The 20645-nt window shown below is 64.7% G+C and carries 18 protein-coding genes; 9 read left to right on the top strand and 9 right to left on the bottom strand.

The annotated features are described in order from the left end of the window. Window positions 1-2: 2 nt before the first annotated feature. The 4 genes from AC3A4H_RS21640 to AC3A4H_RS21655 all read right to left on the bottom strand — a co-directional run bounded on the left by AC3A4H_RS21640 (window position 3) and on the right by AC3A4H_RS21655 (window position 6468). The gene (locus AC3A4H_RS21640) at window positions 3-959 is read right to left on the bottom strand and encodes an ABC transporter permease (RefSeq protein ID WP_487768559.1); all 957 of its coding nucleotides are present in this window, start codon (window positions 957-959) and stop codon (window positions 3-5) included. Window positions 960-975: 16 nt separating this feature from the next. Next, window positions 976-2559 (bottom strand): ABC transporter substrate-binding protein, encoded by a 1584-nt coding sequence (locus AC3A4H_RS21645; RefSeq protein ID WP_487768560.1) that lies wholly within the window; start codon window positions 2557-2559, stop codon window positions 976-978. A gap of 180 nt (window positions 2560-2739) precedes the next feature. Further along, on the bottom strand, window positions 2740-4329 hold the full coding sequence (locus tag AC3A4H_RS21650; protein ID WP_487768561.1) for an ABC transporter substrate-binding protein: 1590 nt from the start codon (window positions 4327-4329) through the stop codon (window positions 2740-2742). A 156-nt stretch (window positions 4330-4485) separates the two neighbouring features. Continuing rightward, window positions 4486-6468: a CocE/NonD family hydrolase gene (locus AC3A4H_RS21655; RefSeq protein ID WP_487768562.1), complete on the bottom strand. Its 1983-nt coding sequence runs from the start codon at window positions 6466-6468 to the stop codon at window positions 4486-4488. Between the two features lie 175 nt (window positions 6469-6643). Between AC3A4H_RS21655 and AC3A4H_RS21660 the strand changes: the two genes are divergently transcribed. Both AC3A4H_RS21660 and AC3A4H_RS21665 read left to right on the top strand, forming a co-directional pair. Then, on the top strand, window positions 6644-6892 hold the full coding sequence (locus AC3A4H_RS21660) for a type II toxin-antitoxin system Phd/YefM family antitoxin (protein WP_280823155.1): 249 nt from the start codon (window positions 6644-6646) through the stop codon (window positions 6890-6892). Further along, window positions 6882-7163, top strand: coding sequence for a type II toxin-antitoxin system RelE family toxin (locus tag AC3A4H_RS21665; protein WP_487768563.1), 282 nt, complete (start codon window positions 6882-6884; stop codon window positions 7161-7163). Before AC3A4H_RS21660 ends, AC3A4H_RS21665 begins: the two co-directional genes overlap by 11 nt. A 3-nt stretch (window positions 7164-7166) precedes the next feature. Here AC3A4H_RS21665 and AC3A4H_RS21670 read toward each other — a convergent pair whose 3' ends face one another. Genes AC3A4H_RS21670 through puuE form a run of 4 tightly spaced genes read right to left on the bottom strand, consistent with a single transcriptional unit; the run spans window position 7167 to window position 10553 of the window. Then, window positions 7167-7760: a nucleoside deaminase gene (locus tag AC3A4H_RS21670; protein WP_487768564.1), complete on the bottom strand. Its 594-nt coding sequence runs from the start codon at window positions 7758-7760 to the stop codon at window positions 7167-7169. Next, entirely contained in the window at window positions 7757-8266 is a 510-nt protein-coding gene (locus tag AC3A4H_RS21675; protein ID WP_487768565.1) for an ureidoglycolate lyase, read from the bottom strand. The genes AC3A4H_RS21670 and AC3A4H_RS21675 overlap by 4 nt, the downstream gene beginning before the upstream one ends. Window positions 8267-8279: 13 nt before the next feature. Then, complete coding sequence (locus tag AC3A4H_RS21680; RefSeq protein ID WP_487768566.1) at window positions 8280-9107, bottom strand: bifunctional allantoicase/(S)-ureidoglycine aminohydrolase; 828 nt, start codon at window positions 9105-9107, stop codon at window positions 8280-8282. Between the two features lie 12 nt (window positions 9108-9119). Continuing rightward, the gene (gene puuE, locus AC3A4H_RS21685) at window positions 9120-10553 is read right to left on the bottom strand and encodes an allantoinase PuuE (RefSeq protein ID WP_487768567.1); all 1434 of its coding nucleotides are present in this window, start codon (window positions 10551-10553) and stop codon (window positions 9120-9122) included. Between the two features lie 184 nt (window positions 10554-10737). Here puuE and uraH point away from each other — a divergent pair, with 184 nt between their 5' ends. From uraH to AC3A4H_RS21710, 5 genes are all read left to right on the top strand, one after another. Further along, window positions 10738-11103 (top strand): hydroxyisourate hydrolase, encoded by a 366-nt coding sequence (uraH, locus tag AC3A4H_RS21690; RefSeq protein WP_487768568.1) that lies wholly within the window; start codon window positions 10738-10740, stop codon window positions 11101-11103. Next, window positions 11103-12581 (top strand): xanthine dehydrogenase small subunit, encoded by a 1479-nt coding sequence (xdhA, locus tag AC3A4H_RS21695; protein ID WP_487768569.1) that lies wholly within the window; start codon window positions 11103-11105, stop codon window positions 12579-12581. Before uraH ends, xdhA begins: the two co-directional genes overlap by 1 nt. Window positions 12582-12591: 10 nt before the next feature. After that, the gene (gene xdhB / locus AC3A4H_RS21700; RefSeq protein ID WP_487768570.1) at window positions 12592-14946 is read left to right on the top strand and encodes a xanthine dehydrogenase molybdopterin binding subunit; all 2355 of its coding nucleotides are present in this window, start codon (window positions 12592-12594) and stop codon (window positions 14944-14946) included. Next, window positions 14943-15824: a xanthine dehydrogenase accessory protein XdhC gene (gene xdhC, locus AC3A4H_RS21705; RefSeq protein WP_487768571.1), complete on the top strand. Its 882-nt coding sequence runs from the start codon at window positions 14943-14945 to the stop codon at window positions 15822-15824. Before xdhB ends, xdhC begins: the two co-directional genes overlap by 4 nt. 164 nt (window positions 15825-15988) lie before the next feature. Then, window positions 15989-16927: a hypothetical protein gene (locus AC3A4H_RS21710; protein ID WP_487768572.1), complete on the top strand. Its 939-nt coding sequence runs from the start codon at window positions 15989-15991 to the stop codon at window positions 16925-16927. Between the two features lie 7 nt (window positions 16928-16934). Here the strand turns inward: AC3A4H_RS21710 and AC3A4H_RS21715 are convergent, their stop codons facing one another. Then, window positions 16935-17855 carry a LysR family transcriptional regulator gene (locus AC3A4H_RS21715; protein WP_487768573.1) on the bottom strand — a complete coding sequence of 307 codons (921 nt, stop codon included), beginning with the start codon at window positions 17853-17855 and terminating at the stop codon, window positions 16935-16937. A 243-nt stretch (window positions 17856-18098) separates the two neighbouring features. Here AC3A4H_RS21715 and AC3A4H_RS21720 point away from each other — a divergent pair, with 243 nt between their 5' ends. Both AC3A4H_RS21720 and guaD read left to right on the top strand, forming a co-directional pair. Then, a complete protein-coding gene (locus AC3A4H_RS21720; RefSeq protein ID WP_487768574.1) occupies window positions 18099-19331 on the top strand; it encodes a urate hydroxylase PuuD in 1233 nt (410 codons plus the stop codon). Then, window positions 19328-20638 (top strand): guanine deaminase, encoded by a 1311-nt coding sequence (guaD, locus tag AC3A4H_RS21725; RefSeq protein WP_487768575.1) that lies wholly within the window; start codon window positions 19328-19330, stop codon window positions 20636-20638. The genes AC3A4H_RS21720 and guaD overlap by 4 nt, the downstream gene beginning before the upstream one ends. Window positions 20639-20645: the final 7 nt, after the last annotated feature.

The raw sequence follows: 20645 nt of genomic DNA on the forward strand, positions 1-20645 counted from the left end.
TCTTACTTCGGATGCCTGAGGCGCGGATTGGACACGATGGCGGTGATGTCGGCGATGATGTTGAGGCCGATATAGACGGCCGCGAAGATCAGGCCGCAGGCCTGCACCACCGGCACGTCGCGCTTGGCGACATGATCGACGAGGTACTGCCCCATGCCGGGGTAGACGAAGATGACCTCGACCACGACCACGCCGACGACGAGATAGGCGAGGTTGAGCATCACCACGTTGACGATCGGCGCGATGGCATTGGGGAAGGCGTGGCGGCGGATGATCTCGAAGGGCGAGAGCCCCTTGAGCTCGGCCGTCTCGATATAGGCCGACTGCATGACGTTGAGGATGGCCGCACGCGTCATGCGCATCATATGCGCCAGCACCACCAGCGTCAGGGTTGCGGCCGGCAGGGCTATCGCCTTCATGCGGTCGAGGAAGGACATGCCATCATAGACGGTCGAGACGCTGGGCAACCACTGCATCTGCACGGCCACGAAATAGATCAGCAGGTAGCCGATGAAGAATTCGGGCAGAGAGATCGAGGCCAGCGTGAAGCCGGAGATGAACTTGTCGACGAAGCCGTTCTTGTGGCGCACGGCGATGAGGCCGAGGATGATGGCCAGCGGCACCGAGACGACGGCCGCCCAGCAGGCCAGGAACAGCGTGTTCTTCAGCCGGCCGCCGAGCGAGGCGGCGATGTCCTGCCCGTTGGACAAGGCGGTGCCCATGTCGCCGTGCAGCATGCCGAGCAGCCAGCGGAAATAGCGCACGTAAGCGGGATCGTTCAGCCCTAGCTGCTCGCGCAGGTTGGCGAGCGCCTGCGGCGTCGCGGACTGACCGAGGATGGACTGCGCCACGTCTCCCGGCAGGATCTGCGTGCCGACGAAGATCAGCACCGAGACGGCGAGGAGCAGGAGCAAGCCCAGCGCAACGCGCTGGGCCACCAGTTTCAGGAGTGAGGACATCTGTGCAGGGCCGGGATCAAGCCTGGACCCAGCACTTGGACAGGGCGTAGCCGCCCATCATCTCTTGGTTGCCATCGGCGATCCAGCCGGCCACCTTCGGCCCGGTCGCGTCGATGAAGTCGTTGAACATCGGCGTGATCACGCCGCCCTCGTCGCGCACCATCTCGCCCATCGACTTGTAGAGCGCGACGCGCTTGTCCTTGTCGAGCTCGGAGCGGGCCTGGAACAGGAGCTTGTCGAAGTCCTCGCGGAAGAAGCGGGTGTCGTTCCAGTCGGCCTTCGAATAGTAGGCGGTGGCGTACATCTGGTCCTGCGTCGGGCGTCCGCCCCAGTAGGAGGCCGAGAAGGGCTGCTTGTTCCACACTTCCGACCAGTAGCCGTCGCCCGGCTCGCGCTTGACCTCGATGGCGATGCCGGCCTTGGCCGCGCTCTGCTGGTAGAGTTGGGCTGCATCGATGGCGCCGGGGAAGGCGACGTCGGAGGTGCGCAGCAGCACCGGGCCGTCGTGCCCCGACTTCTTGAAGTGGAAGGCCGCCTTTTCGGGATCGAACGTGCGCTGCTCGATCTCGGCGAAGAGCGGGTAGGACTTGTTGATCGGCGTGTCGTTGCCGACCGAGCCATAGCCGTGCAGGATCTTCTGCACCATCTCCTCGCGGTCGAGCGCGTATTTCAGCGCCAGGCGCAGATCGTTGTTGTCGAAGGGCGCGGTGTTGCAGTGGGCGATGAAGACGTAGTGGCCCTTGCCGGCGACGTTCTGGATGGTGACGCCCGACACGCGCTTGATGAGATCGACGATCTTGGGCTCGACGCGGTTGATCATGTCGACCTGGCCGCCCTGCAGCGCCGAGGAGCGCGCGGTGGCGTCGTTGATGACGATGATCTCGACCGTGTCGGCGAAGCCGCGATCGTCGCGCCAGTAATTGGCGAAGCGCTCGCCGACATGGCGCACGCCCGGCTCGTTGACGACGACTTTGTAGGGGCCGGTGCCGATGCCGGCGCCCGGATCGTCCTTGCCACCGTTGGGCTGGATCATCAGGTGGTAGTCGTCCAGCAGGTAGGGCAGGTCGGCATTGGCGTCCTTGAGGGTGAAGACGACGTTCTGGCCGTCGACCTTGATCGTCTCGATGCCGCCCATGAGGCCGAGCGCGCCCGACTTCGACTTCTCGTCGGAGTGGCGTTCCATCGTGGCCAGCACGTCATCGGGGGTCAGTTCCTTGCCGTTGTGGAACTGCACGCCCTTGCGGATCTTGAAGGTCCAGGTCTTGGCGTCGGCGGAAGCGCCCCACTCTTCGGCCAGGCAAGGCTTGACGTCGCCATCGGGCGAAAGCTGGACGAGCTGCTCGCCCCACTGGCGGCCGAACTTGTAGGGAACCTGGCTCTGCCAGGAAGCCGGGTCGAGGCTGTTGGTGGATTCGCCGCCCTGCATGCCGGCCTTCAGCGTGCCGCCCTTCTGCGGGCCTTCGGCGCGCGCGGCGCTGCCGAGCAGGGTGTTGGCGAAGGTGGCAGTCACGCCCAGGGCGGCCGCGCGACCCAGGAAATCGCGGCGGCTGAGCTTGCCCGTAACGACGCGACGGCTCAGAAACTTCAATTCTTCGGACATACTTGGTTCCTCACTCCGGTTAGGTGACTGTGGTCAGTCTTGTAATTGGTTATTGGGCAGATATTGCGCGGAAGACTTTGCCTTCGGCAAGGCGAATTGCGACATTACGTGGCGTAAATTAGGTGCAGGCTGTGGACCAAGGGGCGCCGTCGAGCTGGCGCCCCCCCAGGAGAGACCACGTCAGGCGGTCAGCCAGCACCTGGCCAGTGCCAGGCCGCTCATCAATTCGCCCGACGGGTAGGGTACGTAGCCGCCCACCTTGTCGGACACGGCGTCGATCCAGTCGTTATACATCGGGATGATCGCACCGCCCTCGTCACGCACCATGAGGGCGATGTCGCGGTACATGGCCTTGCGCTTGCTCTCGTCGAGCTCGGCGCGCGCGGCCGCGACCATCTTGTCGAAGTCCTCGCGCTGGAAGCGGGTCTCGTTCCAGTCGGCCGTCGACAGATAGGCGGTGGAGTACTGCTGGTCCTGCGTCGGGCGGCCGGTCCAGTAGGAGGCCGAGAACGGCTTCTTGTTCCACACCTCGGCCCAGTAGCCGTCGCCGGGCGCGCGCTGCACGTCGAGCTGGATGCCGGCCTTGGCGCAGCTCTGCTGGAACAGCTGGGCGGCATCGACGGCGCCGGGGAAGGCCACCTCGGAGGTGATGAGCTGGATGGGACCGCTGTGGCCGGATTTCTTGAAATGGAAGGCGGCCTTTTCCGGATCAAACACGCGCTGCTCGATGTCTTCCGGGAACAGCGGGTAGGACTGGTTGACGGGAATGTCGTTGCCGACCGAGCCGTAGCCGCCGACGATCTTGTCCACCATCTCCTGCCGGTCGATCGCGTATTTCAGCGCCAGTCGCAGGTCATTGTTGTCAAAGGGCGCGGTGTTGCACTGCATGGCGAACACATAGTGCGCGCCGCCGGCGATGTTCTGGATGGTGATGCCGGGGATGCGCTTGACCAGATCGACGATCTTGGCCTCGACCCGATTCATCATGTGGATCTGGCCACCGCGGAGTGCGGCCATGCGCGCGGTCGAATCGTTGATGACCACGATCTCGACCTGGTCGGCGAAGCCGGCATTGTCGGCATCCCAATAGCCTTCGTGGCGGGTGCCGACCTCACGCACGCCGGGCTCATGCGAGGCGATCTTGTAGGGCCCGGTGCCGATGCCGGCCTGCGGGTTGTCCTTGCCACCATTGGGCTGGATGACGAGGTGGTAGTCCGACATCAGGAAGGGCAGGTCGGCATTGGCCTCCTTCAGCGTGATGACGAAGTCGTTGCCGTCGACCTTCATGGTGTCGATGCCGCGCAGCACGCCGAGCGCGCCCGACTTGGTCTCGGGGCCGGCATGGCGCTCGATTGTCGCCAGAACGTCGCCGGCGTCGAGTTCCTTGCCGTTGTGGAAGGTCACGCCCTTGCGGATCTTGAAAGTCCAGGTCTTGGCGTCGGCCGAGGAGCCGCATTCCTCGGCCAGGCGATGAACGATCTTACCGGTCTCGTCGATGTCGATGAGCTTTTCGCCCCAGCAGCGGGTGAAGGCGCCGGTGACCTGGTTGTTGATGGCGGCGGGGTCGAGGCCGTCGGTTGATTCGCCGCCCTGCAGGCCGGCCTTGAGCACGCCGCCCCGGACGGGGCCTTCAGCGCGCACGGCGCTGCTCAGAAGTGTGTTGGCAAATGCGGCGCCGACGCCAAGGGCCGCGGCGCGGCCGAGAAAATCACGGCGGTTGAGCTTGCCGGCGGCAACGCGCCGGCCCAGAAATTCGAGTTCATCCGACAATGACTTCTCCTCCTTGCATGTCGTCTAGACGGGCGATGCTCCTCCACCGTCCTGTCAGGGATAGTGGAGGGCCTGCCGCCGCTGCGTAAGGCAGATTGCGACATGTCGCGACGCAATTGGTGTGTGCGTCGCTTTTAGGATATTGAAATTATCGGGTCAAATATGGTCGCGCGAAATTTCATTCTTGAAATCGCGCTCGAATATCAGTTTTGCTCCTTCGTAGGCTTCAATCCGGCCGGTGACGTAGAAATTTTTCGCGTCGGAACGCATGGTCGAAAAAGTTTCGGTGCGCAGCGACCATTCATTTCGCGACAAGGTCGAGCTCCAGTGCGTTTCGCCGCGCGCCGATAACGGATCGTCCGGATTGATGGTCCACCATTCGCGCGTGACGCCGCCCTCGACGAGGTCGTGCTCCAGGTCTCGGTACTGGCCGGAATCATCGACGATCGTTAGCGTCACCATGCCGGTCTTCTCGTCGCGGGTGACATGGCGCTCGGAATTGGCTTCGCGCAGCGTCTCGATGGCCCAGGGCGTGGCGGCCTCCGGCTCGGGGAAGCTGGCCTCGTCGCCCGTGGCGAGCGGGCGCACAGGCAGGTGAAGCGTGGCCTGTGAGAGCGTGAGCCGCACCGGCTCAGGCGAAGGCCAGATGGCCGGCCAGTAGGCGGTGGAGACGGCCACGCGCAGGCGGTGGCCGGCGGGCAGGCGGTAGGCGCACTGGTCGAGCACGACGCGGGCCTCCACCACCTCGCCCGGCTTCAGAGCTTCGGGGAATTCGTGGCTGTTGCGGTGGGTGAGGTTGAGCACGCCGTAGCAGATCAACTCGGACGCGCCGTCGGGATGCACGTCGCAGAGGCGCACGGCGATATTGGCCTGCGGCTTGTCGGAGGCGAGGCGCACGACGACCTCCGGTGCACCGACGATATCGATGGCTTCGGCTGCCGGCGGCTGGTCGAAGCAGACCGAGCGGGCGTCGTCCGGGCGCTGGTCGCCGGGCAACTCGGGGCCATAGGTGAAGGGGAAATATTCGCCGCCCGCAAGGCCGCAATCCTGCGGCGAGGCGACGAGGGCGGTCGCGGAAGTGCCGGACAGCAACTCGATCTCGCGGGTTTCGATGCGGGGCGAGGGCCACTGCGATTCGGCGATCCAGCGGCCGGGCCGCTCGTCATGCCAGCGGGAGGGGCGCACGCTATCCATGACCCAGGCGCGGTAGGCGGGGTCGTTCTCTGCGCCGTTCTCGATGCCCTTCAGCCAGCGGTCCCACCAGCGCAGCGCCACCTGCAGAAAGCCGATGGCCGGCTGGGGCGCGGCGAAATGCGGATATTTGTGGATCCACGGACCGACGATGCCCTTCACCGGCGCCGAAATGTTGGAGACGAGGTGGGAGACGGTGTTGCGGTAGCCGTCGTGCCAGCCGCCAATGGCGAGCACGGCGGCCTTGATGGCGGAATAATCCTCGCAGACCGAGCCGCGCTTCCAGTAAGCATCGCGGCGCTGGTGGCCGAACCATGTTTCAGCGAGGAAGGGCTGGTGCTGCAGCCGGTGCAGCCACATCTCGCGCCACTTGTCGCCCACCAGCGCCGGGTCGGGCGAGCGCGAGGAATAGGACAGCATGGTCGAGGCCCAGCCGAAATTCTCGTTGAGCAGGCAGCCGCCCTTGTAGTGGATGTCGTCGGCGTAGCGGTCGGTGGTGGAGCAGAGCGTGATGATGGCCTTCAGCGCCGGCGGCTGCAGGGCGGCCACCTGCAGCGAATTGAAGCCGCCCCAGGAAATGCCCATCATGCCGACATTGCCGTTGCTCCACGGCTGTGCCGCCGCCCAGGCGATCACGTCGCAGGCGTCCTGCCATTCCTGGTCGGTGTATTCGTCGTCCATCAGCCCGTCGGAATCGCCATTGCCGCGCATGTCGACGCGGATGCAGGCATAGCCATGGCCGGCGAGATAGGGATGAGTGAGGCCATCGCGCGCCGTGGTGCCGTCGCGCTTGCGGTAGGGCAGGTGCTCCAGAATCACCGGCACGGGATTCTGCTCGGCGTCCTCCGGCATCCACACCCGCGCCGAAAGCCGGCAGCCGTCGGGCATGATAAGGCCCATGTCGGGATGTTCGACGACCTTGCGCGGAAATTCGGTGACGGTTTTCATGAATGCCTCTCCTTGATCGCGCGCATAGAGGCACATCCGGTTGCCGCTAGGCAAGGCGAGGGAACGTCGCGCGCATTGCTGTTTGCGGCCTGAGCGGCTGCACTTGCGTGACTTGGGCGTCGATTGAAAAGACCTGTTAAAGGTATTATTTATGGTGTCAGTAAAGGATCATGCCATGCCCCACACCATCCTCGCGGAAGTGACCGCAAGCGTTTCTGAGCTGAAGAAGAACCCGATGGGTACCGTCGCGGCCGGCGAAGGCTTTCCGGTGGCGATCCTTAACCGCAACGAACCGGCCTTCTACTGCGTTCCAGCCAAGGCCTTCGAGGCAATGATGGATCGGCTGGAGGACATCGAGCTCAACGCGATCGCCGATGCACGCAAGGGTGAGAAGCGCATCCGCGTGAAGCTCGATGAGCTATGAGCTCGAATTCCTCGAATCGGCGCTGAAGGAGTGGAAGAGGCTCGACGCCAACACGCGTGAGCAGTTCCGCAAGAAGCTCGAGGAGCGATGCGAGAACCCGCATGTGCCTTCTGCCAAGTTGCGCGGCGCCAAGGACCGCTACAAGATCAAGCTGCGCAGTTCCGGCTACAGGCTCGTCTATGAGGTGATCGACGGCGAGCTTATCGTGCTGGTGATAGCGGTCGGCAGGCGCGACCGCTCCGCGATCTATGAGATCGCCAGCAAGCGCTGACGCTCAATTCAACGGAATGTCGTTGTCGGCCTTGCCGGACTGATAGGCGCCGGACAACTCGTCGTAGCGCTTCGCGATCCTGTCGATGCGCGCTTCCAGCTTCTCGCGCTCGGCCTCGGGCAACTCGCGCACCAGCCGACGTAGCGAGTAGCTTTTCCAGTAGGCGTTTTCGGCATTGTAGCCGCCCGGATCGAGCGCGAAGACTTCCTTCAGGATCTTCAGATCGTGCGGGATGGCGAAGCTGTCGCGCGAGTCCTCGTGGCTGAACAGGTAGTAGAAACTGTCGAAGCCGGCCCAGGTGATGGCTGACAGGCACAGCGAGCAGGGCTCGTGGGTGGAGAGGAAGATGCAGTCCTTGGTGTCCGGCCGGTCGGCCTTGGGCATCTCGTAGAACCGCTTCAGGCAATGGACCTCGCCGTGCCAGAGCGGGTTTTCCAGCTCGTTGTTGGTCTCGGCCAGGACGAGTGACAGGTCGGACTTGCGCAGGATCGCCGCGCCGAACAGCTTGTTGCCGTGGGCGACGCCTTCGGCGGTCTTGGGCACGATGTCGTTTTCGACCACGTCGAACAGGCGGTTGATCAGCGAAGCGGTGCTCATGGCTGAAATCCTTCCGGCAGGACGACTTCGTAAGGCTCGGGGAAGAAAAACTCCTCGACATTGACGCCGTCGCCGGCGCGGTCGACCACCAGGAAATCCTGCGGCTCGCCGATCGGCGTCAGCACGCAGTGCCAGAGGTTGCGCGGATAGTTCACGCCCTGGCCGGGCCGGGTGACGAAGGCGTGCGGCGTGCCGGGGCCTTCGGCCGTGTCGTGGCAGACGACGACCAGAAATGGGCGCGGCGAGAGCGGGACAAAAGCCTGGCTGCCGAAGGGATGGCGCTCGACCATCGAAAGCTTCAGCGGGAAGGCATAGGGCGTTCCCTTGAAGATGTTGAGGATGACGCGGCAGTTCGGCCCCGCCGCCTCGGCGGTGGCGAGCGCGTGGTAGCGCTCGCAGCGGCCATCATTGATCGGATAGTGGTGCGCGCCATCGGTCTCGATGACCTCGCCGAATTCGGCGAAGTTTTCGCGGGTGAGCGGCTGAGCGACGATGGTGCGGTTCACCTGCATCTCCGCCTCAGAACCCGCCCAGCTTGGCGTGCCGGTTGACGTCCTTGTAGAGCAGGTAGCGGAAGTCTCCGGGGCCGCCGGCATAGCAGGCCTGCGGGCAGAAGGCGCGCAGCCACATATAGTCGCCTGCCTGCACTTCCACCCAGTCCTGGTTGAGCCGGTACACCGCCTGGCCTTCCAGCACGTAGAGCCCATGCTCCATCACATGCGTTTCGGGGAAGGGGATGATGCCGCCCGGCTTGAAGGTGACGACGGTGACATGCATGTCGTGGCGCAGGTCGGCAGGGTCGACGAAGCGGGTGGTGGCCCATTTGCCGTCCGTGTCGGGCATCGGGGTCGGGGCGATGTCGTTTTCGTTGGCGAAGATCGGATCCGGAACGTCGATGCCCTCGACATATTCATAGGCCTTGCGGATCCAGTGGAAGCGGGCGGCGGCCGCGCTATCGTTGCGCAAGGTCCAGCCGCTGGCAGGCGGCAGGAAGGCATAGCCGCCCGGCGTCAGGCGGTGTGCTGCGCCATCCACGGTCACCGTGATCTCGCCTTCCACCACGAACAGCACGCCCTCGGCGTCCGCATCGGGCTCGGGCTGGTTGCTGCCGCCGCCCGGCTGCACTTCCATGACATATTGCGAAAAAGTCTCGGCAAAGCCCGAAAGCGGGCGCGCGATGACCCAGCACCGGGTCTTGTCCCAGAAGGGCAGGTAGCTGGCGACGATGTCGCTGAACTCGCGCCTTGGGATAACCGCATAGGCTTCCGTGAAGACGGCGCGGTCGGTGATGAGGTCCGTCTGCGGCGGCAGACCTCCGGTGGGGGCGTAATAGGTGCGGCCGGCCATTTCTGATTTCCTTTAGAGCGGCAGGATGTCCCTGAGCCTCAACAGCGCGATGCGCTCCACCTGGGCGCAGGCGGTGTTGAACTCGGTTTCGCGGTCGTTATTTATGCGCGTCTGGAACGCGGCAAGGATCTCGTCCTTGGTGCGGCCCTTGACGGCGATGATGAAGGGGAAGCCGAACTTTTCGACATAGGCGCTGTTCAGCTGCGTGAACTTCTCGCGCTCGGCGTCGGTCAGGGCGTCGAGTCCGGCGGAGGCCTGTTCCTTGGTGGATTCCGCCGTCAGGCGCTTGGCTTGCGCCAGCTTGCCGGCAAGGTCCGGGTGGGCGGTGAGCACGCCGAGGCGCTCGGCCTCGGTGGCCGAACGGAAGGCACGGCTGAGCGCATTGTGCAGGCCGCCGGCGCTGTCATGTGCGGCACCCAACTCCAGCCGGAAGGCGCGCTCGGCGATCCACGGCGAATGCTCGAAGATGCCGCCGAACTTTTCGACGAACTCCTGCTCGCTCATGCGGGAGGGACGAAGTGCTGCCGGCTTGTAGGGGTGGTGCTCGCGCCAGTGGTTGGCAATGTCGATGCGGCGCGGCAGCCACACCTTTTCGTGGCTCTTCACATAATCGATGAAGCGCTGCAGAGCGGCGGCTCGGCCCGGGCGGCCGATGAGGCGGCAGTGCAGGCCGATGCTCATCATGCCGCCGCGTCCGGCCTTGCCCTCGGCGTAGAGCGTATCGAAGGCGTCCTTCAGATAGGCGAAGAACTGGTCGCCCGAGTTGAAGCCCTGCGGCGTGGCAAAGCGCATGTCGTTGGCGTCGAGCGTGTAGGGGATGACGAGCTGCGGCGGGATGGGGTTGCCATGGCCGTCATGGTCGAGCCAGTAGGGCAGGTCGTCGTCATAGGTGTCGGAAATCCAGGCGAACCCGCCTTCGGCAGCGGCGATGCGCACCGAATAGGCCGAGGTGCGACCGAGATAGAGCCCGGCCGGCCGTTCGCCGACGACTTCCTTGTGCAGCCGGATCGCCTCCAGCAGGTCGGCGCGCTCGGCCTCTTCCTCATGGTCGCGATAGTCGATCCAGCGCAGGCCGTGCGAGGCGATTTCCCAGCCGGCTTCCTGCATTGCCGCGACCTGGTCGGGCGAGCGGGCAAGTGCTGTGGCGACGCCATAGACCGTGACCGGCACGTTGGCCTGCTTGAACATGCGGTGCAGCCGCCAGAAGCCGGCCCGGGCGCCGTATTCGTAGATGGATTCCATGTTCCAATGGCGCTTGCCAGGCCAGGGCGCTGCACCCACCACTTCGGACAGGAAGGCTTCGGAGGCGGCATCGCCGTGGAGAATGCAGTTTTCGCCGCCTTCCTCGTAGTTGACGACGAACTGCACGGCGACATGGGCACCGCCCGGCCATTTCGGGTCCGGCGGATTGGCGCCGTAACCGCGCATGTCTCTTACGTAGCGCATTTTCCTCTACCCTCCGGCCATTGCGGCCTTATCTTCGCACAATATCAAAGGGGTATTGCGATATTCCCCTCAAAAAAATTGAAAGTCTTTTTGTGGCGTTCCACTTCACGGCGTCTTATGCATGTCCTTAAATTGGCGCACAACAGACCATTCGCGTTCATAAAACCGGAGGAAGGGAGGCCGAATGTCGACAGCTCAAGGTGGTCGCCTCACGACCCATGTTCTCGATACGGCTTCGGGCCGGCCGGCCGACGGGCTGGCGTTGTCCCTCTTTCGCCTCGAAGGCGAGACCCGGATACTGCTCAAGACCGTGAACACCAACATAGACGGTCGCTGCGACGCGCCGTTGCTTGAGGGCGACGATTTCCGAATCGGCCAGTACGAGATCGTCTTCCATGCCGGCGATTATCTGCGTTCGCGCAGGGTGAGCCTGACGGAGCCGCCCTTCCTCGACCAGGTGCCCATCCGCTTCGGCATTGCCGAGCACAGGCACTACCATGTGCCGCTGCTGCTCTCGCCCTACGGCTATTCGACCTATCGGGGGAGCTGATGGCTACCGCAATCCGCAACGATATCCGCTTCCTGCTCAATGGCCGGGAGGTGACCGTCCGCGATGTGGCGCCGGACGCCACGCTGCTGGATTGGCTGCGGCTTGACCGCTCGCTGCGCGGCACCAAGGAAGGCTGCGCCGAAGGCGACTGTGGCGCCTGCACGGTGCTGGTGGGCAAGCTGACGGCGGGCGGGCTCGTCTATGAAGGCGTCAACGCCTGCATCCGTTTCGTCGGCTCGCTGGACGGCTGCCATGTCGTGACCATCGAGCATCTGCGCGGCACCGGCGGCGATCTCCACCCGGTGCAGAAGGCGATGATCGACTTCCATGGCTCGCAATGCGGCTTCTGTACGCCGGGCTTCGTGATGTCGCTTTATGCGCTGTGGATGCGGGACGCCAACCCGTCCGACGCGGCGATCGAGAAGGCGCTGCAGGGCAATCTGTGCCGCTGCACCGGCTACGAGGCGATCATGCGCGCCGCGCGCGCTATCTCGGACTACGGCAAGGCGGCGAGCGACCCGCTGGCGGCGGAGCGCGCGGCCGTGACCGCAAAGCTTGCCGCGCTGCGAGACGGCGCGCGCGTCGAGATCGGATCGGACAAGGCGCGGCTGATCGTGCCGGCCGATGTCGACGATTTCGCGGCCGTGCTGGAGGCGGAGCCGAAGGCGACCATCGTCGCCGGCTCGACCGACGTGGGCCTGTGGGTGACGAAATTCATGCGCGACATTTCGCCGGTGGTCTTCATCGGCCATCTGGAAGGTCTGCGCGGGATTTCGGAGACGGATGGCGTCATCACCATCGGCGCCGGCGTGACCTATAGCGAGGCGTTCGACGTGCTCAGCCAGCGTATCCCGGCGCTCGGCGCGCTGATCGACCGCATCGGCGGCGAGCAGGTGCGCAACATGGGCACCATCGGCGGCAACATCGCCAACGGCTCGCCGATCGGCGACACGCCGCCGCCCTTCATTGCGCTGGGCGCGACGTTGACCCTGCGCAAGGGTGCTGCCAGACGCACCATCCCGCTGGAGGAATTCTTCATCGCCTATGGCAAGCAGGACTGCCAGCCGGGCGAATTCGTCGAGGCCGTGCATGTTCCGGTGCCGGCAAAGGGCGACCATTTTGCCGCCTACAAGATCACCAAGCGGCGCGACGAAGACATCACCGCCGCACTCGGCGCCTTCCACCTGACGCTCGCCGCCGACGGCACGGTCGGCTCCATCCGCATCGCCTATGGCGGCATGGCGGCGACGCCGAAGCGCGCCAGGGCGGTCGAGGCAGCGCTGCTCGGCAAGCCGTGGACGGAAGCGACGGTGGAAGCAGCCCTCGAGGCCTATTCGGAGGACTTCACGCCGCTGACGGACATGCGCGCCAGCGCCGAATACCGTATGCTTGCGGCGCGCAATTTGCTGCGGCGCTTCTTTGCCGAGACCCAGGGCGGCAGCGAGCCGATCCAGGTTTCGCGGCATCAGGCTGCGTGAGGAGACGGCCATGAATAAGCATTCCGCAGTCGACCTCAAGGCCGAGAAGATCGTTGGCGGCGTCCACACGGACCAGCGCCACGATTCCGCGCACAAGCATGTCACCGGCACGGCCATCTACATCGACGACATGCCGGAGCCGGCCGGCACGCTGCATGGCTATCTCGGCCTGTCGAGCGTGACCCACGGCGCCATCCGCTCGATGGACCTTTCGGCGGTGCGCGAGGCGCCCGGCGTGGTCGACGTGCTGACGGCCGCCGACATTCCCGGCGTGAACGACATCAGCCCCAGCGGCCGCAACGACGAGCCGGTGCTGGCCGAAGGCAAGGTGCAGTTCCACGGCCAGCCGATCTTCCTTGTCGTGGCCGAAACGCGCGAGCAGGCGCGGCGCGCCTGCCGGCTGGCCAAGTTCGAATATGACGAACTGCCCTTCGTGATCGATGTCGGCGGGCTTGACCCGGCCAAGGACAAGCTGGTCACCCCGCCGCTGACGCTGAAGCGCGGCGACGCGGCAGAGGCGATCGCCAAGGCGCCGCGCCGCATCAAGGGCCAGATGCGCGTGGGCGGGCAGGACCATTTCTATCTTGAAGGCCACATCGCACTCGCCATCCCCGGCGAGGACCAGGACGTCACCGTCTATTCCTCCACCCAGCACCCCAGCGAGGTGCAGCACATGGTGGCGCATGCGTTGGGCACATCCTCGCATTCGGTGACCGTGGAAGTGCGCCGCATGGGCGGCGGCTTCGGCGGCAAGGAAACGCAGTCCAACCAGTTCGCCGCGCTGGCGGCGGTGGCGGCCAAGCGGCTGGGCCGCGCGGTCAAGCTCCGGCCCGACCGCGACGACGACATGACCGCGACGGGCAAGCGCCACGACTTCCTGATCGATTACGAAGTCGGCTTCGACGGCGATGGCAACATCCACGGCGTGGACTACACCTTCGCGGCGCGGTGCGGCTTTTCCTCCGACCTTTCGGGGCCGGTGACCGACCGCGCGCTGTTCCACTGCGACAACGCCTATTACTACCCGGCGGTGCATGCGCAGTCGGCGCCGCTCTATACCAACACCGTGTCGAACACCGCGTTTCGCGGCTTCGGCGGGCCGCAGGGCATGGTGGGCGCCGAGCGCGTGATCGACGAGGTGGCCTTTGCGGTGGGCAAGGACCCGCTGGAGATCCGCAAGATCAATTTCTACGGCGACAAGGCGAGCGACCGCAGCCTGACGCCCTACCACCAGCGGGTGGAAGACAACATCATCCACCGCATCGTCGCCGAGCTGGAGGAGAGCGCCGACTATGCAGGCCGCCGGCGCGAGATCGAAGCCTTCAACAAGACCAGCCGCTTCATCAAGCGGGGCATCGCGCTGACGCCGGTGAAGTTCGGCATTTCCTTCACCGCCACCCAATTCAACCAGGCCGGCGCGCTGGTGCATGTCTACACCGACGGCTCGGTGCACCTGAATCACGGCGGCACGGAGATGGGGCAGGGGCTCTATGTGAAGGTCGCGCAGGTGGTGGCCGAAGAGTTCCAGATCGACATCGACAAGGTGAAGATCACCGCCACCACCACGGCCAAGGTGCCCAACACCTCGGCGACCGCGGCTTCCTCGGGCGCGGACCTCAATGGCATGGCGGCCAGGAATGCGGCGCACCAGATCAAGGACCGGCTGATTGCCTTTGCCAGCCACGCGCATCAGGTGCCGGCCGACCAGATCGTGTTCCTGCCCAACCGAGTGCGCATCGGCAATGAGGAGATCTCCTTCGCCGAGCTGGTCAAGCAAGCCTACAATGCGCGCGTCCAGCTTTCGGCCGCCGGCTTCTACAAGACGCCGAAGATCCACTGGGACCGCGACAAGGGACAGGGGCATCCGTTCTACTATTTCGCCTATGGCGCTGCCGCCGCGGAAGTGTCGGTCGACACGCTGACCGGCGAATATGTGGTCGAGCGTGCCGACATCCTGCACGAGACCGGGCGCTCCCTGAACCGCGTGCTCGACCTCGGCCAAGTCGAGGGCGGCTTCATCCAGGGCATGGGCTGGCTGACGACGGAAGAGCTGGTCTGGGACGACAAGGGCCGCCTGCGCACGCATGCCCCCTCGACCTACAAGATCCCGCTTGCCTCCGACCGGCCCAAGATCTTCAATGTGACGCTTGCCGACTGGCCGGAAAACCATGAGCCGACTATCTACCGCTCCAAGGCGGTGGGCGAGCCGCCCTTCATGCTGGGCATGTCGGTGCTGCATGCGCTTTCGGATGCGGTGGCAAGCGTGGCCGACCACAGGGCCTGCCCGCGTCTCGATGCACCCGCCACGCCCGAGCGCGTGCTGATGGCAATCGAACGGCTGAGAGCTGAAACGGCAAGGCAGTGACACGCAACGCTGAACGTCTTCGTTCCTTCCTCGACACGGCGCAAACCGCCGCGCTGGTCGAGGTGACGGAGGCGAAGGGCTCGACGCCGCGCGAGACCGGCACGAGGATGCTGGTTTCGCCGCAGGCCATTTTTGGCACGATCGGCGGCGGGCAGCTCGAATTCATGGCCATCGACCGGGCGCGGCAGATGCTGGCGGGCCCGTTACCTTCCGCGCCGCGCGCCGACCTCTCCAGCGAGGGGGTTACCCTCGACATTCCGCTCGGGCCCGAGATCGGCCAGTGCTGCGGCGGCCGCGTGGGCCTGGCCGTCCGCCCCGTGGACGAGGCCCTTCGCGCCGAACTCATCGCGCAGGCACAGGCCGACGACGCGGCCAGCCCGCATGTCTATGTCTTTGGCGGCGGCCATGTCGGCCATGCCATGGCGGCGGCGTTTGCGCTGCTGCCGGTGCAGGCGGTGGTGGTGGAAACCCGCGCCGACGCGCTGGAGGGCATGCCGGACACGGTGGAGACGCGGCTGACGCCGGTGCCCGAGGAGATGGTGCGCGAGGCGCCCGCCGGCTCCGCCTTCGTGGTGCTGACCCATGACCATGCGCTCGATTTCCTGATCGTGGCCGAGGCGCTGAAGCGCGAGGACGCCGCCTATGTCGGGATGATCGGCTCCAGGACCAAGAAGGCCACGTTCAAGAGCTGGTTCATCAAGACGGCAGGCGGCGCCAAGGAAACCTTCGCCCGGCTCGTCACGCCCATCGGCGGCGACGCGGTGAAGGACAAGCGACCGGCGGTGATCGCCGCACTCGCGGCGGCGGAAATCATGACGGCGCTGGTAGCCCACGGCACGGACTCCAGCCAGGCCCATCAGGGCGTGTCGGCCGGCTGAACCCCGAACGAGCAAGTTCTGCGCCTCCTCCGTTCGCAGGATATGCGGTGGAAGCGTTTCTGCTAGCGTCGCGTGGCAAGCCAGATCATGCACATGCACGCGGCGGAGCCTTCTGAGGCCTGACCGCGCCCTGTCTTGCTGCGACCGATGGAGGGGAGGACAGCATGCGGGGCATTTTCCGACACACTCTTTCCGCTTTACTCTGCGCGGGGCTCGCGTCCACGCCGCTAATCTATGGGGCTCTTGGCGCCTCCGGCGACGAGGTGCTCGCAGCGCCGGTCGGCGATGACCGCAGCCAGGACAACATCCTTCTGGCGGCCAACAGCAGCCTCTCAAACCTCAAGATCGGCAAGGCCGGCCAGTTGAGGATCATCCAGAACAACACCTTCGGCGGGATCGAGGTGACCGGCCTGGAGATTGCCAAGAACAATGTGCCGATTGCCGGCAACGGCAATTTCCTCAGCGGTGGCAGCATCTGCCAGATGTGGACTTCCAATCTCGGCCAGCTCAACGACGCCTTCAAGAACCTGGTTCGATCGACGGTCAACCCAAGAATGGGCGGCTTCACCATCCGTTCCGACGCGCGGCCGCGGCTGACGGGAAACTGCGGCGCGCGCGCCGAAATCCTGACCGCCTGCGACAACACGGTGAAGATACGCGTGGCGCTGCCTGGAAACCGGTTCCTGTTTCATGTCACGACGCCGTCGCCGCTCGGCAGCTGGGCGGACCCTGAATTCTCGGTCGACTTCGATCTCGAAGCGCGCACGCAGATTTCCATTCCGAAGACCGTCTCGAGCCCCATGGGCGTCGGCGGCACGACAATCGTCGTCTCGAACATCAGGCTGGATTCGCAAAACGTCAGCGGCAGCCTGGCGCTGGCGGTGCAGAAGGTTCACCAGTATTTCACCGGCAAGGACCTGACCCAGCAGCTGACGCAGGATCGCCAGTTCAACTTCGCCGGGCTCCAGACCCAGGTGGCCAATCTCAACCCCTGGCTCAAGAAGATCCCGCCGGATTATCGCATCGAATCCTGCATCAACGGCAATGTGCTGAGGCTGAATGCCGTCAACGGGCCGGAAGCGCCGGGGCCGATCGTGAGGTGAGGCCGCTCTACCGGCCTGCCAGCGTCTCGCGGATCAGGCGCTGGCAACGCTCGGCCATGAAGTCGAGCAGCAGGCGCACCTTGGGGTCCTGCAGGTTCTTGTGCGGATAGACGGCGGCGAGCTGGATGGGCACCGGCGGCGTTTCCGGCAACAACACCTGCAGCCGGCCATCGCGGATGAAGGGCTCGACCTCGAATCGCGGCTTGTTGACGATGCCGCGACCGGCCAACGCCCAGCCGGTCAGCACGTCGCCATCGTCGGAATCGAAGGGGCCGCGTACCTCGAACTTGGCAGCGCCCCGCGGCATTGAGAGCGTCCAGTAGAACTCTCGCATGCCGGGATAGCGCAGCAGCAGGCAGTCGTGCTTCTTGTCGACCAGTTCCTGCGGCTGTTTCGGCTCGCCGCGTCTTTCCAGATAGGCGGGGGCGGCCACCAGTACGCGCTCGCACTCCATGATGCCGCGCATCCTGAGGCTCGAATCTTCCAGGAGTCCCAGCCGGAAGCCGACGTCGATGCCTTCCTTCATGATGTCCACGTTATGATCGGACAGCCGCAGCCGCACCTCGATGTCGGGATATTTGTCGTGGAATTCTGGTATGCCCGAGGCGATCAGCCGCCGCCCGAGGCCGAGCGGAGCGGTGACGCGTATGGTGCCGCGCGGCTGGCCGGAAAGGGCGCTGACGGCAGCTTCCGCTTCGGTGATGGCTTCCAGCACCTTCTTGGCGCCCTTGTAGAACACGCTGCCTTGCTCGGTGGGCATGAGTTGGCGCGTGGTGCGGTTGAACAGCCGCACGCCCAGGTGCTTTTCCAGTTCCTTGATGCGGTTCGAGGCGACGGCCGGCGAAATGCGCATGTCGCGCCCGGCGGCGGACAGGTTGCCGAGTTCGACGACACGGACAAAAACGGCGAGATTGTCGAGATAGGCCATTACGAAAGGGCGGTTCCATCTGCTGAAACAAATGCAGTCACGCTAATATTTTTTAGTTTTTTTTGAAAGTCATCGAATGGTTGGGCTCTTTCCGTTTGCCGGCGAGGCCGTAAAGTCGAAACCCTGCAAGAGCATCGGACCAAAACTGGACCACGGTTTTCGGAATGTTCCGATCCTCATCCGAAATGCTAGATCGTCCCTTGTGCGTCCGAGCGGACGCAGGGCGATCTAAGAGGGGCGTCAATGAACGACTACGCAGTTTTGTGGGACTGGTTGAGCTTCGGCATGCGCTGGACGCATGTCATCACCGCGATCGCGTGGATCGGCTCATCCTTCTATTTCGTCGCGCTGGACCTGAGCCTGCGCCAGCGGCCGGGCCTGCCAAAGGGAGCCTTCGGCGAGGAGTGGCAGGTGCATGGCGGCGGCTTCTACCACATCCAGAAATATCTGGTGGCGCCGGAGCAGATGCCCGAGCACCTGACCTGGTTCAAATGGGAATCCTATTTCACCTGGATGACCGGCTTCGCGATGCTCGCCATCGTCTACTATGCGGGCGCGGACCTGTTCCTGATCGACCGCAACGTGCTGGACGTCTCCGTGCCCGTCGCCATCTTGATCTCGCTCGCCTGCCTGGCTGGAGGCTGGATCGTCTATGACCTTCTGTGCCGCTGGCTGATCGGCAAGGCCGACACCGGCCTGATGGTCCTGCTCTACGTCATCCTGGTGTTCATCTCGTGGGGGCTGACGCATTTGTTCACCGGCCGGGCCGCCTTCGTGCATCTGGGCGCGATTACCGCCACGATCATGTCGGCCAACGTCTTCATGGTCATCATCCCCAACCAGAAGATCGTGGTGGCCGACCTGATCGCGGGCCGCAAGCCCGACCCGAAATACGGCAAGATCGCCAAGCAGCGCTCGCTGCACAACAACTACCTGACGCTGCCGGTGCTGTTCCTGATGCTGTCGAACCACTATCCGCTGGCGTTCGGCACCGAGTTCAACTGGGTCATCGCCTCGCTGGTGTTCATGATGGGCGTGCTGATCCGCCACTATTTCAACACCCGCCACGCCGGCAAGGGCAACCCGACCTGGACCTGGCTTGCCACGGCGATCCTGTTCGTCATCGTCATGTGGCTGTCGACCGTGCCGAAGGTGCTGACGGGCGACGAGCAGAAGATGTCGGCGGGCGAGCAGGCGCTTGTCGCCTCGGCGCATTTCCCGGCCGTGCGCGACACAGTGCTCGGCCGCTGCTCCATGTGCCATATGGCCGAGCCGGTGTATGAGGGCGTCTACCAGGCGCCCAAGGGCGTGGCGCTCGATTCGGACGAGGCGATTGCCAGCCACGCCCGGGAGATCTATCTGCAGGCCGGCCGCAGCCATGCAATGCCCCCCGGCAACGTGACCGAGATCACGCCGCAGGAGCGGCAGCTGCTGGTCAGCTGGTTTGAAGAAGCAGGAAAGAAGACGCAGCAATGACCGAAACCCTCCTTCGCGGCCGCACGCTGAGCTTTCTGCGCTGGCCCGATGCGATCGACGACCACGGCGCCTATGCCTATGAGGAGGACGGCGGCGTGCTGATGCGCGACGGCAGGATCGTCGCCACCGGGGCCTATGCCGAGGTCGAGCGCAAGGCCGCCGCGGACGCGAAGAGGATAGACCACCGGCCGCATCTCATCCTGCCCGGCTTCCTCGATGCGCATGTGCATTTCCCGCAGCTGCAGGTGATTGCCTCCTATGGCGCCGAGCTGCTTGGTTGGCTGAACACCTACACCTTCCCCGAGGAGACGAAATTCCGCGACGCGCAGTATGGCCGCCGCGTGGCGCGGCTGTTCCTGGACGAGATGGTGCGCCACGGCACCACCACGGTGGCCGCCTATTGCTCGGTGCACAAGCAGTCGGCCGAGGCCTTCTTTGAGGAAAGCCATGCGCGCAACATGCTCAACATCGCCGGCAAGGTGATGATGGACCGCAACGCGCCGGAAGGCGTGCTGGACACGCCGCAATCCGGCTATGACGACACCAAGGCGCTGATCGGCCAGTGGCACGGCAAGGGCCGCCAGCACTATGCGATCACGCCGCGCTTCGCCATCACCTCCTCGCCCGAGCAGATGGAGATGGCGAAGGCGCTGGCAGTCGAGTTCCCCGACCTGCACATCCAGACGCATCTTTCGGAAAACCACGCCGAGATCGAATTCACGCAGCAGCTTTATCCCTGGGCGAAGGACTATACCGACATCTACGAGCATTACGGCCTGCTGGGGTCCAAGACGCTGCTTGGCCACTGCATCCACCTGTCGGAGCGCGAGGCGGATGCACTGTCGGACACCGGGTCGGTGGCGGTCTTTTGTCCTACCTCCAACCTGTTCCTCGGCTCGGGCCTGTTCGACTACCAGCGCTATCGCAGGCGGGAAAGGCCGATCCGGATCGCCATAGCCACCGATGTCGGCGGCGGCACCAGCTATTCGATGCTGCGCACCATGGACGAGGGCTACAAGGTGATCGCGCTGAACGGCGAGAAGCTGAACCCATTCGCCTCCTTCTGGCAAATGACGCTCGGAAATGCGCGGGCGCTGTCGGTGGAGGATCGCGTGGGCACGCTGGAAGCCGGCACCGACGCCGACATTGTGGTTCTGGACTCGCGCGCCACGCCGCTGATGCGGCTACGCATGGAGAGCATCGAAAGCCTCGCCGAAGAGCTTTTCCTGCTGCAGACCGTGGGCGACGACCGCGCTGTGCGTGAGGTTTATATCGCGGGCCGGCCCGCGAAGGGCGATATGGCCTAGCGGAAGT

It is taken from the genome of Pseudaminobacter sp. Soil_N_29, from assembly GCF_057656055.1.

Excerpts from the sequence above, each read along its gene's own strand:
- AC3A4H_RS21680 (WP_487768566.1), bottom strand. The coding sequence starts at position 9,107 with ATGGCCGGCCGCACCTATTACGCCCCCACCGGAGGTCTGCCGCCGCAG.
- xdhB (WP_487768570.1), top strand. The coding sequence starts at position 12,592 with ATGAATAAGCATTCCGCAGTCGACCTCAAGGCCGAGAAGATCGTTGGC.
- AC3A4H_RS21660 (WP_280823155.1), top strand. The coding sequence starts at position 6,644 with ATGCCCCACACCATCCTCGCGGAAGTGACCGCAAGCGTTTCTGAGCTG.
- AC3A4H_RS21665 (WP_487768563.1), top strand. The coding sequence starts at position 6,882 with ATGAGCTATGAGCTCGAATTCCTCGAATCGGCGCTGAAGGAGTGGAAG.
- uraH (WP_487768568.1), top strand. The coding sequence starts at position 10,738 with ATGTCGACAGCTCAAGGTGGTCGCCTCACGACCCATGTTCTCGATACG.
- AC3A4H_RS21715 (WP_487768573.1), bottom strand. The coding sequence starts at position 17,855 with ATGGCCTATCTCGACAATCTCGCCGTTTTTGTCCGTGTCGTCGAACTC.
- AC3A4H_RS21645 (WP_487768560.1), bottom strand. The coding sequence starts at position 2,559 with ATGTCCGAAGAATTGAAGTTTCTGAGCCGTCGCGTCGTTACGGGCAAG.
- AC3A4H_RS21655 (WP_487768562.1), bottom strand. The coding sequence starts at position 6,468 with ATGAAAACCGTCACCGAATTTCCGCGCAAGGTCGTCGAACATCCCGAC.
- AC3A4H_RS21670 (WP_487768564.1), bottom strand. The coding sequence starts at position 7,760 with ATGAGCACCGCTTCGCTGATCAACCGCCTGTTCGACGTGGTCGAAAAC.
- AC3A4H_RS21720 (WP_487768574.1), top strand. The coding sequence starts at position 18,099 with ATGAACGACTACGCAGTTTTGTGGGACTGGTTGAGCTTCGGCATGCGC.
- puuE (WP_487768567.1), bottom strand. The coding sequence starts at position 10,553 with ATGCGCTACGTAAGAGACATGCGCGGTTACGGCGCCAATCCGCCGGAC.
- AC3A4H_RS21710 (WP_487768572.1), top strand. The coding sequence starts at position 15,989 with ATGCGGGGCATTTTCCGACACACTCTTTCCGCTTTACTCTGCGCGGGG.
- AC3A4H_RS21640 (WP_487768559.1), bottom strand. The coding sequence starts at position 959 with ATGTCCTCACTCCTGAAACTGGTGGCCCAGCGCGTTGCGCTGGGCTTG.
- guaD (WP_487768575.1), top strand. The coding sequence starts at position 19,328 with ATGACCGAAACCCTCCTTCGCGGCCGCACGCTGAGCTTTCTGCGCTGG.
- xdhA (WP_487768569.1), top strand. The coding sequence starts at position 11,103 with ATGGCTACCGCAATCCGCAACGATATCCGCTTCCTGCTCAATGGCCGG.